The following is a 13,029-nucleotide window of genomic DNA, read 5'->3' as shown; positions in this document are numbered from 1 at the left end:
GGGCGGGTGCGCCCGTCACAGTGCCTCGTCGTCCCACCGGTCGAGCAGGAGGTCGCTCAGGTCACGGTCGGTCTGCGGGCCGCCGTCGCCGTGCAGGGGCTGTTCGGTCCAGATGACCTTGCCGTGGGGGGTGTACCTGGTGCCCCAGCGGCGGGCGAGCTGGGCGACGAGGAACAGGCCGCGTCCGCCCTCGTCCGTCAGGGCGGCCCGGCGCGGGTGCGGTGAGGTGCTGCTGCCGTCGCAGACCTCGCAGATGAGGGTGGCGCGGTTCCGCAGCAGCCGCACCCGGATCGGCTCGCTGCCGTAGCGGATCGCGTTGGTGACCAGTTCGCTGAGCATCAGCTCGGTGTCGAAACCCACCTCCTGAAGCCCCCACGCGTCCAGCTTCCGGGCGCACGCCGCGCGCACCCGGGCGACGGACGCGGAGTCGCGGGGCACGTCCCACTCCACGACGTCCGCCGGGTCGAGCAGCCGGGTGCGGGCCACGAGCAGCGCCACGTCGTCGCTGGGGTCCGGGGGCAGCACGGCGCCGATCACCGCCCGGCACGTCTCCTCCGGGCTCCGGGCGGGCCGGCCGGTCAGGGTGTCGCGCAGCAGGGCCAGACCGGTGCCGATGTCCCGGTCCCGGTCCGCCACCAGCCCGTCGGTGTACAGGACGAGGAGCGATGCGGGCGCCAGGTCCAGCTCGGCGGTCTCGACGGGCAGGCCCGCCGCCAGGCCGAGCGGCGGGGAGGCGGGCACCTCGGGGAAGCACACCGTGCCGTCGGGACGCAGCAGCGCGGGTCCGGGATGGCCCGCCCTCGCCACGGTGCAGTGTCCGCCCACCGGGTCGTAGATCGCGTAGAGGCAGGTGGCCCCGGTGATCGGGTCGGTCTCGGCCGCGCGGTCCTGGTCGATCCTGGCGACCAGTTCGTCGAGGTGGATCAGGATCTCGTCGGGCGGCAGGTCGAGGGCCGAGAAGTTGAGCACGGCGGTGCGCAGCCGGCCCATGGTGGCGGCGGCGTGCAGCCCGTGCCCGACGACGTCGCCGACGACGAGGGCCACGCGGGCGCCCGGCAGCGGGATCACGTCGAACCAGTCTCCGCCCACACCGGCCTGCGCGGGCAGATAGCGGTGGGCCACCTCGAGGGCGTCCTGCTCGGGCCGCCCCCGGGGCAGCAGGCTGCGTTGCAGGGTCACGGCGACGCCGTGCGCGTGGGTGTAGCGGCGGGCGTTGTCCACGGAGACGGCGGCCCGCGCGACCAGTTCCTCGGCGAGGGAGAGGTCCTCGTCCTCGAAGGGGCCGCGCCGGTCCGTCCGCCAGAAGTCGGCCAGCCCCAGGACGACGCCCCGCGCCCGCATCGGCACGGCGATGAGTGAGCGGATGCCGTGGTCGACGATCCTTCCGGCCGTTTCCGGGCTCCTGAGCAGCCAGTCGTGGGTGGTCAGATCGGCCTCCAGCACCGCTCGACCGCTCTCCAGCGCCACCGCCATGGGGGTGCCGGGCAGCCAGGTGACCCGCCCGCCCACGGGGAAGACGGGCGGGTCCACGCTGTCGCCGAGGATGACCGCGCGGCACATGTCGGCCATGTCCGTCGGCTCGTCGCCGCGCAGGACGGGCTCCAGCAGCTCGACGGTGACCAGGTCGGCGAACCGGGGGACGGCCACCTCCGCCAGTTCCTCGGCGGTCCGTACGACGTCCAGCGTGGTGCCGACCCGCACACCGGCGTCGTACAGCAGCCGCAGACGCTCCTGGGCCTCCTCGGCCCGGCCCGAGACAGCGCGCAGCTCCGTGGTGTCCCGCAGCGTCGTCACACTGCCGGCCGGTCCTCCCCCACGGTCCGTGAGGCGGGTGCTGGCGACCAGCAGCCGGTCTCCCGCGGGTATCACCTCGTCGCTGGTCACCCGTCCGGAGGACAGCAGCCCGGCCACCCGCGGTTCCAGACCGAGCTCGGCGATCCGGCGTCCCTCCGCGTCCGCCGGCAGGTCCAGCAGCCGCCGTGCCTCGTCGTTGGCCAGGAGCAGCCGGCCCTCGCCCGAGACGACGAGGACTCCCTCCCGCACGGAATGGAGGACGGCGTCGTGGTGCTCGTACATCCGCGTCAGCTCCAGGTGGCCCAGACCGTGGGTCTGCCGTCGCAGCCGCCTGCTTGCCCACGCCGATCCGCATGTGGCCAGCACGAGTGCTCCGCCCACGCCGCCGAGCAGGACCGGCAGCTGGTCCATGACCATGGCGTTCACCGTCTCCAGCGTGATCGCGACATCCACGACGCCGGCGACCGAGCCGTCCGGCCGGAAGACGGGGACGAGCGAGTCGACCGCGGGCCCGCGGCTCGCGGTGACGACGTCCGTGAAGGGCCGTCCCTGGACCGCCTGCTTGTACGGACCGATGACGTGCTTGCCGATCAGGGCGGTGTCGGGGTGCGTGAGCCGGATCCCGTCCGGCCGGTACACGACCACGAAGGCCACCCCGGTCCGTTTGCGGGCCTCCTCGGCGCGCGGCTGGAGGATCGCCGTCGGATCGCGGCTGTCGAGGGCCGCCGCCGTCCCCGGGGCGCTGGCGAAGGCGTCGGCCACGGAGCGCGTGCGGTGCCGGGCGTCGGTCAGGATGTTGCTCCGGGTCTGGAGCACGAGGACGGCGCCCGCGGCGATGATGAGCACCAGCAGCATCACCATCTGGAGGGCGAACGCCTGCGCGGCGAAGCTGCGCACGCCGGGCACTGGACGCCGCCGCCTCGCTGACCTGCGCAGAAATCCGGCCATGCGTTCATTTTCCAGCAATGGCGGCCATCACGGAGTCAGCGGCGGCTGCCGGGGCGCAGAGAGCCCCCGGGAGTCGCGGACCCTTTGCGGGGCACTCTTGCGGTGGGACAATATGAGGCAAAGGTGGCGTCTACCCGCGCCACCAGCGCACTTCGCTTTGCTCAGTGAGGCGGGTGGAACACATGGACACAGCTTCCTTCTTCGCAGCGGACACAGGGACCCATCCCTGGGTCATTTACGGCGCCTTCGTTCCCGGAATCGTCATCGCCGCCGCCCTGGTCTGGGCCGTCGTGATCGGCATCCGCGTGATGCGCCGGGAGTCGGAACGGCCGACCGAGAGGGAGCAGCCGCACCTGCCGGTCACCGGCGCCGTCCACGAGATCAGCGAGATGCGGGAGCTGGACGAGCTCCACCCGGACGGCGGGGAGCGGCTCATGCCCTATGAGCTGCACGCCACCGGAACCCGCCGCAGCCAGGACCAGCACCGGCGGCGCTGGCACCCGGGCAGCAGCGGATCGTTCGGCGGTGGCGGCCCCGGCCGGACCTGACCCGGCCCCGCGCCGCACCCGTCAAGGGGACGGGCCTTCAGGGGCCCGCCCCCGCCCCATGCCGGGGCCGGGACGGGCCCCCGGTGGGGCGGAAGGCGCGGTACGTGGCGCGGATCGCGTCGGCCGACCGGTGTCGGGAGCGCGATGCTGGGTAGGCGTCGGTGTCGAAAGGCGCCACGGGGCCTGGGAGCCGTCCGTTCGGGCGGGCCCGCGCGCCGGGCTCACAGCTTGCGCACAGTGCGGTTACGGGGGACGGGGGTGTCGCGTGCGGATCTCGCACGTCACGAGGTGCCCGGACTCTTCCCGCAACGGCCCGCGCGACCTTGGCCGAGAGCGGACAGCTCCTGCCAGACCCGAAGGGTATTCGGCGTTTTGATACGGATAGATTCAGTCACCAAGCGGTATCCGGACGGCACGCTGGCGGTCGACCGGCTCTCGCTCGAGATACCGGACCGCTCGATCACCGTCCTCGTCGGACCGTCGGGATGTGGCAAGACCACCACTCTGCGCATGATCAACCGGATGGTGGAGCCGACCGGGGGCAGCATCCTCCTCGACGGCGTCGACATCCAGGACCAGCCCGTCAACACCCTGCGCCGGTCGATGGGGTACGTCATCCAGAACGCGGGGCTCTTCCAGCACCGCACCATCGTCGACAACATCGCGACCGTGCCCCGCCTGCTGGGCTGGGGCAAGCAGAGGGCCCGGGCGCGGGCGGCGGAGCTGATGGAGCGGGTCGGCCTCGACGTCTCGCTCGCCAAGCGCTACCCGTACCAGCTCTCCGGCGGCCAGCAGCAACGCGTCGGCGTGGCGCGGGCGCTCGCCGCCGACCCGCCGGTGCTGCTGATGGACGAGCCGTTCTCCGCCGTGGACCCGGTGGTGCGCAAGGGACTCCAGGACGAACTTCTGCGCCTCCAGGAAGAGCTGGGCAAGACCATCGTCTTCGTCACGCACGACATCGACGAGGCCGTCAAGATCGGAACGATGGTCGCCGTCCTGCGCACCGGCGGCCGGCTCGCCCAGTACGCGCCGCCCGCCGAACTGCTCTCCGCGCCCGCGGACGACTTCGTCGAGGACTTCCTCGGCATCGACCGCGGGATCCGCCGGCTGTCCTTCTTCGCCTCCGGGGGACTGGAGCTGACGAAGACCCCGATCATCGCCGCCGATTCCACCGCCGAGCAGATCGCCGCCCGCGCCACCCCCGGCGTGCCCTACCTCCTCGTCACCGACGCCGAGGGCAGGCCCCTCGGCTGGAGCGACCCCGCCGCCCTGGCCGACGGCCCCCTCGACGTGGCACGGCTCCTGCCGTACGGGCGGCCCTTCGAGTACGGCACCGACTCGCTGCGCGCCGCCCTCGACGGCGCCGTGCTCTCGCCGACCGGCTGGGCGGTCGCCGTGGACGGGAACGGCCGCGCGGTCGGCGTCGTCTCGCAGCAGACCATCGGCGAGGCGATCCGCAGCGCCCACGCCGAGGGGCGTACCGCGGCGGAGACCGGCACGGGGACCGCGGCGGAGGCCGGCGCCGACGCCGGAGCAGAGGCCGGCGCCGAGGCCGGGGTCGCCGGATGAACCGATTCTTCGACATCCCGAGCGACCTCCAGCACAGCTGGTTCGGCCTGATCGGCCTGCATCTGCGCGAGGCCCTGCTGCCGGTGCTGGCCGGTCTTGTCGCCGCCCTGCCGCTCGCCCAGCTCTGCGTGCGGTTCCGCTGGATGTACCCGCCGGTGCTCGGCCTGACGACCGTGCTGTACGCGATCCCGTCGCTGGCGTTCTTCGTCGTCCTCATCGACTACACCGGCCAGACCGAGCTCACCGTGATGATCCCGCTCGCCGTCTACAGCCTCGTCGTGCTCGTGCCGGCGATCGTCGACGGCGTCCGCTCGGTGCCGCAGGAGACCCTGGCCGCGGCCACCGCCATGGGCCTGGGGCCGGTACGCCGGTACCTCCAGGTGCAGTTGCCGATCGCGGTGCCCGCCATCATCGCGGGGCTGCGGGTGGCCGCCGTCTCCAGCATCTCGCTCGTCAGCGTCGGGATGCTGATCGGCAACCAGGGCGCCCTCGGCAATCTGCTGCACGACGCCCAGATCTACAACCGCCCCGAACTCGCCTGGAACTCCGTCCTCACCACGGCGGCCCTGGCGGTCGTCGTCGACGCCGCGCTCGTTCTCGTCCGGCTGCTGCTGACCCCCTGGATGCCGCGCGGCACCCGCCGCCGCACCCCGGTGGACGCCGAGGCCCGGCCCGAACCGGCCACGCCCGCACTGGAGGACGCAGCCCGGTGAACGTACTGCACTTCATCAACGCCTTCTTCAGCGACGCCACCCACTGGAAGGGCTACGACGGCATCCCCACCCGCCTCGTCGAGCACATCCAGTACTCCCTGATGGCCCTGGCCCTGGCCGCCGCCATCGGGCTGCCGGTGGGCCTGCTCACCGGGCACTACGGGCGCGGCGGCAACGCCCTGGCCCTGATCGCCACCGCCGGGCGGGCGCTGCCCAGCTTCGGCCTGCTGGTGCTGATGGTCATCCTGCTGGGCTTCGGCAAGACACCCGTGATGATCCCGCTGGTGGTCCTCGCCGTCCCGCCGATCCTGATCACGAGCTACGAGGCGATGCGTTCCGTCGATCCCTCGCCGGTGGACGCCGCCCGCGGCATGGGCATGTCCGAGTCGCGTGTCCTGTTCCAGGTCGAACTGCCCGTCGCCCTCCCGCTGATCCTCAGCGGACTGCGCTCGGCGGCCATCCAGATCGTCTCCACGGCCACCATCGCCGCGTACGTCAGCCTCGGCGGCCTCGGCCGGTACATCGTCGACGGTCTCTACCAGCACGACTACGAGAAGGTCGTGGGCGGGGCCGCGCTCGTCGCCGTGCTGGCGCTGGCGACGCTCGCGGTGTTCTGGGCGGTCGCGCGGGTGACGGTGTCGCCCGGGGTGCGCCATGGCGGCTGACCCCGGAAGACGAAGCGGCACACCGGGACCGGGGTGGGTCACCGGCCGCCCCGGGGGCGCTCCGCCGTCACCGCCGGACGCGCATCGAGGCCGATCGGTGACCCGGCGCCTCTTGACTGACGAAGAAGCGGCTGGATTGGATCAAACCGCGGCAATCGCGCCCCGCGTGCCGCCGCCGCTGCCATGCGCCCGAACAACCTCTCAGCCGGGAACGGGAATTGTGACTTCCAACACGAAGAGCACCAGGTCCAGCAAGAGCCACTTCGGGGCGGCCGCGGTCGCGCTCGCCGCCACCTCGGCGCTCCTCGCGGGGTGTTCGTCCGGCGGCTCCTCCGGCAAGGACCCACTCGCGGAGGGCCGGGCGAGCGGCGGCAAGGTCGTCGTCGGCTCCAACAACTTCGCCGAGAGCATCCTGGTCGCCGACATCTACGGCGAGGCCTTGAAGGCCAAGGGTGTCAAGGTCGAGTACAAGCCCAACATCGGCAGCCGGGAGACCACCTACGGTCTGCTCAAGAACGGCTCGATCACCGTGCTGCCCGAGTACAACGGGGCGCTGCTGGCCTACCTCGACTCCAAGGCCGCCCCGAAGTCGGTCGAGGCGACGACGGCCGCCATCGGCGCCAAGCTGGACTCCGGTCTGACGCTGCTCGAACCGGCGCCCGCCGAGGACAAGGACTCCGTCACGGTCAACGCCGCGACGGCGAAGAAGTACGGCCTCACCGACAAGTCGTCCATCGCGGACCTCAAGGACGCCGCCAAGGACCTGGTCATCGGCGGCTCGCCGGAGTTCCAGGCCCGGCACCAGGGTCTGAAGGGCCTGAAGTCCGAGTACGGCCTCGAGTTCAAGTCCTTCAAGGCGCTGGACGCGGGCGGCCCGCTGACCCAGGCGGCGCTGAAGAAGAACACCGTGCAGGTCGCCGACGTGTTCACCACGGATCCGACCATCGCCAAGGAGAAGTTCGTCGTCCTTCAGGACCCGAAGAACCTCTTCGGCTTCGAGAACGTCCAGCCACTGGTGTACAAGTCCGGCCTGGACCAGAAGGGCGTCGACGCGCTCAACGCGGTCTCCGCCAAGCTGGACACGGCCGCCCTGCTGGACATGGACACCCAGGTGCAGTCGCAGAACAAGGACCCGCTCGACGTGGCCAAGGCCTGGCTGAAGTCCGTGGGTCTCGACTGATGCAACCGCCCGCTCGCCGGGTGCCGGACGGACGACCGTCCGGCACCCGGCGAGGCGTGAGCCGTCAGGCCCCGCCGGCTCAGAGGTCGAACTCGTGCGGCGGCAGGCCCAGGGTGAAGCAGGCCTCGCGCACGATGGCCTGCTCGGTCTTGTCGAAGTCGCCGTCCGCGCCGCCGATGACGATGCCGATCTGCACCACGGCACGCGCCTCGGCGGGCTTCTTCTTCGCCTTGGCGATCTCCTGCAACACGCTGACCTTGCCGAAGTCGAAGTCGGCGGTCAGCTTGTTCAGGTTGTCCTCGAAGCGGCGGCGCAGGTCGTCCGCGGGGAAGTTCTGCAGCACCTCGTTGGTGGCGATCAGCTGCGCGACACGCTGACGCTCCGAGGGGTCGATGGTGCCGTCGGCGGCGGCCACGAGGGCGCACATCGCCATGCTCGCGTCCCGGAAGGCACCGCTCTTCAGGTCGTTCTTCTTCGCCACGAGCTGGGTCTGCATCTGCGTCGCGGAGTCCTTGATGCGGTCCCACAGGGCCATGTGCTCTCCAAGTGTGGTGGTCGGGTGGACTGACACGTCCGTGCTGCATCTACAGCAACGTAGAAACTGACGGGGCGGCGGATAAGTTCCGGCGGAAGTCTTCCGGTGGGTTCCGGCGGGTTCCGTCCGCGCCGGGCGGCCTAGACTGGGGCAGCCCGTACCAGGCGTGCGGGCTGAGCGGACAGCGCGCGAACCGTGTGCGCGAACAGGAGGAAGACGACCGTGGCGGCAGCCGGCAGTGGCTTCGAGGATCCGCCCGCCGACGTGCTCGCGGAGGCGGCCGCGGCCTTCGGGCTGCTCGCCTCGCCCGCCCGGCTGCACATCGTGTGGGCACTGGCCCAGGGCGAGAGCGACGTCACCGGGCTCGCGGAGCGGGTCGGCGGCGCGCTTCCCGCGGTCAGCCAGCACCTGACCAAGCTGAAGCTCGCCGGGCTCGTCCGCTCCCGCCGCGAGGGCCGGCGGCAGGTCTACTTCGTCGACGACCCCGACGTGGTCGACGTCGTACGGCTCACGGTGGCCCGGCTCACCGACCGGGGCGCCGCCGCCCCGGCGCGCCGCCTCCGTGGCCTCTGAACTCGCGGCGGCCCGCCCGGCCTCGCCCGACGGCACTCCCCTCCAGGTACTGCGGCGGCTCGACAGCGGCCCGCGCGGCCTGACCGACGCCGAGGCGGAGGCCCGGCTCGCGGTGGTCGGCGAGAACACGGTCGGCGAGCTGCGCACCCCGTCCTGGCCCCTGCTGTGGGTGCGCTCCCTGCGGGACCCGTTCACCGCCGTACTGCTCTGCCTCGGCCTCGTCTCCACCCTCGTCGCCTCCTGGGGGACCGCGGCCGTCATCCTCAGCCTGGTCGTGGTGAGCTGCGTGCTGCGCGCGACCGGCGAGCACCGGGCCGACCGGTCCATGGCCGCCCTGCGCGAACTGGTCGCCGGCACCGCCACCGTGCTGCGGCGCACGGCCGACGGGGAGGAGCCGCGCGCCCGGGAGGTCCCCGTCGCCGAACTGGTGCCGGGCGACGTGCTCCGGCTCGGCCCCGGCGACCTCGTACCGGCCGACGTCCGACTGCTGCGGGCCCGGGGCCTGACCGTGCATCAGGCCCCGCTCACCGGCGAGTCCGCCCCGGTCGCCAAGGCGGCCGTGGAGGAGCCGGGGCTCGGAAAGCGGGGCCCTTTCGGGCAGCCGCACCTGTGCTTCCAGGGCAGCAGCGTCGCCACCGGCACGGCCACCGCCGTGGTGGTGGAGACGGGGGCGCGGACGCGGTTCGCCGCCGCCCACGGCTCGACGGGGCGCGGACGCGCGGGTCCCAGCGCCTTCGACCGTTCCGTGCGGGGCATCTCCTGGGTGCTCATCCGGTTCATGTTGCTGACGCCGCCGCTGGTGCTGATGGCCAACGCGGCGCTGCGCGGGCGCGGTCTGGAGACCCTGCCCTTCGCCGTGGCGGTGGCCGTCGGGCTCACGCCCGAGATGCTGCCCGTCATCGTCACCCTCTGCCTGGCCCGCGGCACCCGGCAACTCGCGGGCGCGCACGGCGTCATCGTCAAGCGGCTGCCCGCCCTGCACGACCTGGGCGCCGTCGACGTGCTCTGCGTCGACAAGACCGGCACCCTCACCCAGGACCGGCCGGTCGTCGAACGAGCCCTGGACGCGGACGGCCACGACGACCCGGAGGTGCTGCGCTGGGCCGCGATCGGTGCCTGGTGGAGCCTCCAGCTCGCCGAACTGCCCGCGCCGGACGCGCTCGACGAGGCGCTCCTGGAGGCCGCCGGAGCGGTCGGCGAGGAGCACGACGGGGTCGCGGCCGTCCCCTTCGACCCGGTGCGGCGCCTGGCCACCGCCGTGGTGCGGGGCCGGTTCGGCCGGCACGTCCTCGTCGTCCGGGGCGCCGTGGAGGACGTACTGGAGCGCTGCCTGCTGGAGCCCGCCGAGCGTGAGCGGCTGCGGGGGCTGGCCGCGCGGGAGGCGGACGCCGGGCTGCGGCTGCTGGCCCTCGCCACGGCCGAACGCGCCGCCCGCACCGGCGACTACACCCCCGCCGACGAGCGCGGGCTGACCTTCCGCGGCCTGATCGCCTTCCGCGACGCGCTCGCGCCGACCGCGGCCGAGGCCCTGCGCGGGCTCGCCGAGGCCGGTGTCACCGTCAAGATCCTCACCGGCGACCATCCGGGCACGGCGGCGCGTGTCTGCCGTGACCTGGGGCTGAAGGTGGGGGAGGTGCACACCGTGGGCTCCGGGCCCGGCGGGGACCGCGCCCTCGCGACCGCCGCCGCCCGTACCACGGTCTTCGCCCGCTGCACACCGGACGACAAGGCCCGGGTCGTGGCCGCGCTGCGGGCGGCGGGACACACCGTCGGCTTCCTCGGCGACGGCGCCAACGACGTGCCCGCACTGCGGACCGCCGACGTCGGCGTCGCACCCCGGGCGGCCCGCGACATCGCCCGGGAGAGCGCCGACGTGGTGCTCGCCGACAAGGACCTCACCTCGATCGGGCACGCCGTGACGGCCGGCCGGCGGGCCAGCGGCAACATCGCCTCCTACCTGCGCGTCACGCTCTCCTCCAACCTCGGCAACGTCATAGCGATGCTCGTCGCGGGTCTGCTGCTGCCCTTCCTGCCGATGCTCCCGGTGCAGGTGCTCGTGCAGAACCTCTGCTTCGACGCGGCCCAGGCCTCCTTCGCCCACGACCGTCCGGGGAGGGCGGCGCTGCGCCGCCCGACCGCGCTGCGGCCGCGGGCCTTCCTGCGGTTCATCACCGGGTTCGGCGCGCTCAACGCGGTCGCGGACTTCGCCACCTTCGCCGTCCTCGCCCTCGTCCTGTGGGGGCCGGACGCGCTGAACGACGAGGCCGTCTTCCACTCGGCCTGGTTCACCGAGAACCTGCTGACCCAGGCCCTGGTGATGGTGCTCCTGCGCACCGGGCGCGGCGAGTGCGGCCGGCGGCGGCTGCCGGGACCCGTCGGCCGGGCCGCGGCCGTCCTCGCCCTCGTCGGGCTGCTGCTCCCGGCCAGTCCGCTGGGCCCGCCGCTCGGCATGACGGAACTCCCGCTGCCCTACTACCTCCTGCTCGCCGCCGTCCTCGTACCGTACGGACTCGCCCTCGCGGCGGCGGTCCGGCGGTACGAGCAGCGCGGGCCGGAAGCCGTCGCGCCCGGCGCGGAGACGCCGGACGCGCCCGCGCGGGTCGGCTGACCAGCGCCACGGGCAGCTTCAGCGGCCCCGCAGCCGCAGGGCCAGGGCGGCGCCCGCGGTGAGCACCAGAACCGCGGCGGCGCCGGCCGCCAGCAGGGGCGCGGAGGGGCCCTGGCCCGCGTCGGTCGCGGACGCCACCGGGCTGCTGTCGGGAGCGGCCGAACGCGCCTGCGCGGCGGCGGAGTCGGGGGCCTGCCCCGCCGGAGCGGCCGTCTGCGGCTCGTGCGCGTGGATGGCGCTCGGGCTCCCGGTGCCCGGCTTCGGCGTACCGGCGGCCGGACTGCCGGCAGAGCGACCGGAGTCACCCTGCCCGGCCGTTCCGGCCGTTCCGCTCGTGCCGCCGGAACCGCCCGTGCCGGCCGCCGCGGTCGTCGCGGTCGTCGCCTTCGCGAACACCACGTCCGAGCACGAGTAGTAGGTGTCCGGTGTGCTGCTGTTCTGCCAGTCGGTGAACAGGACGTGACGGCCCGTCCGGTCGGCCGGCAGGGTCGCCCCGATGCGGTACGCCCCGCCCGTCAGCGGCGGGTCCTTGACCTCGGCGAAGGGCCGGTCGGGCAGGTCCGACCAGGTCAGCGGCTTCGCCGGGTCGTACCCCGGCCTGGTCAGATAGAGCTTGAACGTGCCCTCGTGCGGGATCGTCGAGGCGTACGACATGGTGAGCCGCGCGCCCGGCGCCAGCCGGGTCGACGGCCAGTCGGCGCGGGCGAGGTCGAGTCCCTTGTACGCGGGCAGCCCACCGCTGCAGAGCTTCCCGTCGGGGACGACCTGGCGGTCCCGGCCGCCCACGTTCGCCACCCGCAGGTTGTCCCACGCGGTGAAGGGGACGCCGCCGTTCGCGGCGACGGCCGCCCGGCAGGCAGCCGTACCCGCCGGGCCGCCGTCCGGCGAGCAGGCGTACACCCGGCTGACCGGGTCGGTCGGGGCGCCGTGCGCCCGGGCGGGCCCCGCCGCCCACAACGTGAGCAGGGCCGACACCGCCACGGCGGCTGCGGTGCCCCTGAGGGGCGCGGTCGTCCGGGTCATCGGGGGGCGACTCCTGGGCCGGCGGGGAAACGGACTGCTGTCCGGTCCAGTACGGACGGCGGGCGCCGAGCGTTCACGGGGGTCTCCCGAGCGCGGCCGGTGACCGGTGAGGCCCAAGGGGCCCTGGTGGGCGCCTTGTAGCCGTGAGCTATCGTGTACGCGGAGTGAGAAACAAACGGTCCGCCCCGTTCGTTACGGCCCCGGGAGTGTTCTGTTCATGCCGAGGCAGTTACGCGCCGAACAGACCCGCGCGACGATCATCACAGCCGCCGCCGACCTGTTCGACCGGCACGGCTACGAACGGACCAGCCTCAGCGACATCGTCGCACACGCACACGTCACCAAGGGCGCCCTGTACTTCCACTTCGCGGCCAAGGAGGATCTGGCCCACGCCATCCTGGAGTTGCAGTCCCGGGCCGCCCAGCAGGTCACCAACCGCGTGGACGAGCAGGGCTACTCGTCGCTCGAAGCGCTGATACGCATCACCTACGCGCTCACCCGCCTCACCGTGGAGGGCCCCGTCACCCGCGCCGGCCTGCGGCTGGCCACCGGAGGGGTCGAGGTACGGCCGCCGCTGCGGCACCCGTTCACCGAATGGCTGGACATCGCCACCGGCAAACTCCTCGGCGCCGTCAAGGAGTACGAGATCCAGCAGGACGTCGACGTCCACGCCGTCGCGCACTCCCTCGTCTGCTTCTTCGTCGGCACCCGCGTCGCCGGCCGGCGCCTGGAACCCATGGCGCGGCTGCCGCGCCGTACCACCGAGATGTGGCACCTGCTGATCCGCGGCCTGGTCCCGGTGCACCGGCGCCCCCGCTATCTGAGCCTCGCCACCCGCCTGGAGCGGGAGATCGTCGTCCTCTGACCCGCCGG

11 protein-coding genes are annotated in these 13,029 nt (G+C 73.2%); 8 read left to right on the top strand and 3 right to left on the bottom strand.

The window, feature by feature from the left end; translation table 11 throughout:
- Positions 1 to 15: 15 nt before the first annotated feature.
- Entirely contained in the window at positions 16 to 2,691 is a 2,676-nt protein-coding gene (locus ACF09J_RS17855; protein WP_392306369.1) for a SpoIIE family protein phosphatase, read from the bottom strand.
- 233 nt (positions 2,692 to 2,924) lie between these two features.
- Here ACF09J_RS17855 and ACF09J_RS17850 point away from each other — a divergent pair, with 233 nt between their 5' ends.
- The 5 genes from ACF09J_RS17850 (at position 2,925) to ACF09J_RS17830 (ending at position 7,417) form a co-directional block, all read left to right on the top strand.
- Positions 2,925 to 3,290, top strand: a complete 366-nt coding sequence (locus ACF09J_RS17850; RefSeq protein ID WP_392306368.1) for a DUF6479 family protein — start codon at positions 2,925 to 2,927, stop codon at positions 3,288 to 3,290.
- 372 nt (positions 3,291 to 3,662) lie between these two features.
- Positions 3,663 to 4,859 (top strand): ABC transporter ATP-binding protein, encoded by a 1,197-nt coding sequence (locus ACF09J_RS17845; RefSeq protein WP_392306367.1) that lies wholly within the window; start codon positions 3,663 to 3,665, stop codon positions 4,857 to 4,859.
- On the top strand, positions 4,856 to 5,572 hold the full coding sequence (locus ACF09J_RS17840; protein ID WP_392306366.1) for an ABC transporter permease: 717 nt from the start codon (positions 4,856 to 4,858) through the stop codon (positions 5,570 to 5,572). Before ACF09J_RS17845 ends, ACF09J_RS17840 begins: the two co-directional genes overlap by 4 nt.
- Positions 5,569 to 6,237: an ABC transporter permease gene (locus ACF09J_RS17835; RefSeq protein WP_392306365.1), complete on the top strand. Its 669-nt coding sequence runs from the start codon at positions 5,569 to 5,571 to the stop codon at positions 6,235 to 6,237. Before ACF09J_RS17840 ends, ACF09J_RS17835 begins: the two co-directional genes overlap by 4 nt.
- Before the next feature lie 220 nt (positions 6,238 to 6,457).
- Positions 6,458 to 7,417 carry an ABC transporter substrate-binding protein gene (locus ACF09J_RS17830; protein ID WP_392306364.1) on the top strand — a complete coding sequence of 320 codons (960 nt, stop codon included), beginning with the start codon at positions 6,458 to 6,460 and terminating at the stop codon, positions 7,415 to 7,417.
- A 79-nt stretch (positions 7,418 to 7,496) separates the two neighbouring features.
- Here ACF09J_RS17830 and ACF09J_RS17825 read toward each other — a convergent pair whose 3' ends face one another.
- Positions 7,497 to 7,952: a tellurite resistance TerB family protein gene (locus ACF09J_RS17825; RefSeq protein WP_392306363.1), complete on the bottom strand. Its 456-nt coding sequence runs from the start codon at positions 7,950 to 7,952 to the stop codon at positions 7,497 to 7,499.
- Between the two features lie 222 nt (positions 7,953 to 8,174).
- On the opposite strand from ACF09J_RS17825, the gene ACF09J_RS17820 reads away from it, so the two are divergent.
- Positions 8,175 to 8,525: an ArsR/SmtB family transcription factor gene (locus tag ACF09J_RS17820; protein ID WP_392306362.1), complete on the top strand. Its 351-nt coding sequence runs from the start codon at positions 8,175 to 8,177 to the stop codon at positions 8,523 to 8,525.
- Positions 8,515 to 11,133: a magnesium-translocating P-type ATPase gene (gene mgtA / locus ACF09J_RS17815; RefSeq protein ID WP_392306361.1), complete on the top strand. Its 2,619-nt coding sequence runs from the start codon at positions 8,515 to 8,517 to the stop codon at positions 11,131 to 11,133. The genes ACF09J_RS17820 and mgtA overlap by 11 nt, the downstream gene beginning before the upstream one ends.
- Before the next feature lie 18 nt (positions 11,134 to 11,151).
- On the opposite strand, the gene ACF09J_RS17810 is transcribed toward mgtA, so the two are convergent.
- Positions 11,152 to 12,156 (bottom strand): lytic polysaccharide monooxygenase, encoded by a 1,005-nt coding sequence (locus ACF09J_RS17810; RefSeq protein WP_392306360.1) that lies wholly within the window; start codon positions 12,154 to 12,156, stop codon positions 11,152 to 11,154.
- 217 nt (positions 12,157 to 12,373) lie between these two features.
- On the opposite strand from ACF09J_RS17810, the gene ACF09J_RS17805 reads away from it, so the two are divergent.
- On the top strand, positions 12,374 to 13,021 hold the full coding sequence (locus ACF09J_RS17805) for a ScbR family autoregulator-binding transcription factor (protein WP_392306359.1): 648 nt from the start codon (positions 12,374 to 12,376) through the stop codon (positions 13,019 to 13,021).
- Positions 13,022 to 13,029: the final 8 nt, after the last annotated feature.

Origin of the sequence: Streptomyces sp. NPDC014889, assembly GCF_043081205.1 — a bacterium.
Taxonomy (GTDB): Bacteria; Actinomycetota; Actinomycetes; order Streptomycetales; family Streptomycetaceae; genus Streptomyces.
The sequence above is the reverse complement of the archived record's forward strand: the minus strand, read 5'-3'. Positions and strand labels throughout refer to the sequence as shown.

Coding starts and splice junctions, on each gene's coding strand:
- ACF09J_RS17805 (WP_392306359.1), top strand. CDS start 12,374: ATGCCGAGGCAGTTACGCGCCGAACAGACCCGCGCGACGATCATCACA.
- ACF09J_RS17850 (WP_392306368.1), top strand. CDS start 2,925: ATGGACACAGCTTCCTTCTTCGCAGCGGACACAGGGACCCATCCCTGG.
- ACF09J_RS17840 (WP_392306366.1), top strand. CDS start 4,856: ATGAACCGATTCTTCGACATCCCGAGCGACCTCCAGCACAGCTGGTTC.
- ACF09J_RS17825 (WP_392306363.1), bottom strand. CDS start 7,952: ATGGCCCTGTGGGACCGCATCAAGGACTCCGCGACGCAGATGCAGACC.
- ACF09J_RS17810 (WP_392306360.1), bottom strand. CDS start 12,156: ATGACCCGGACGACCGCGCCCCTCAGGGGCACCGCAGCCGCCGTGGCG.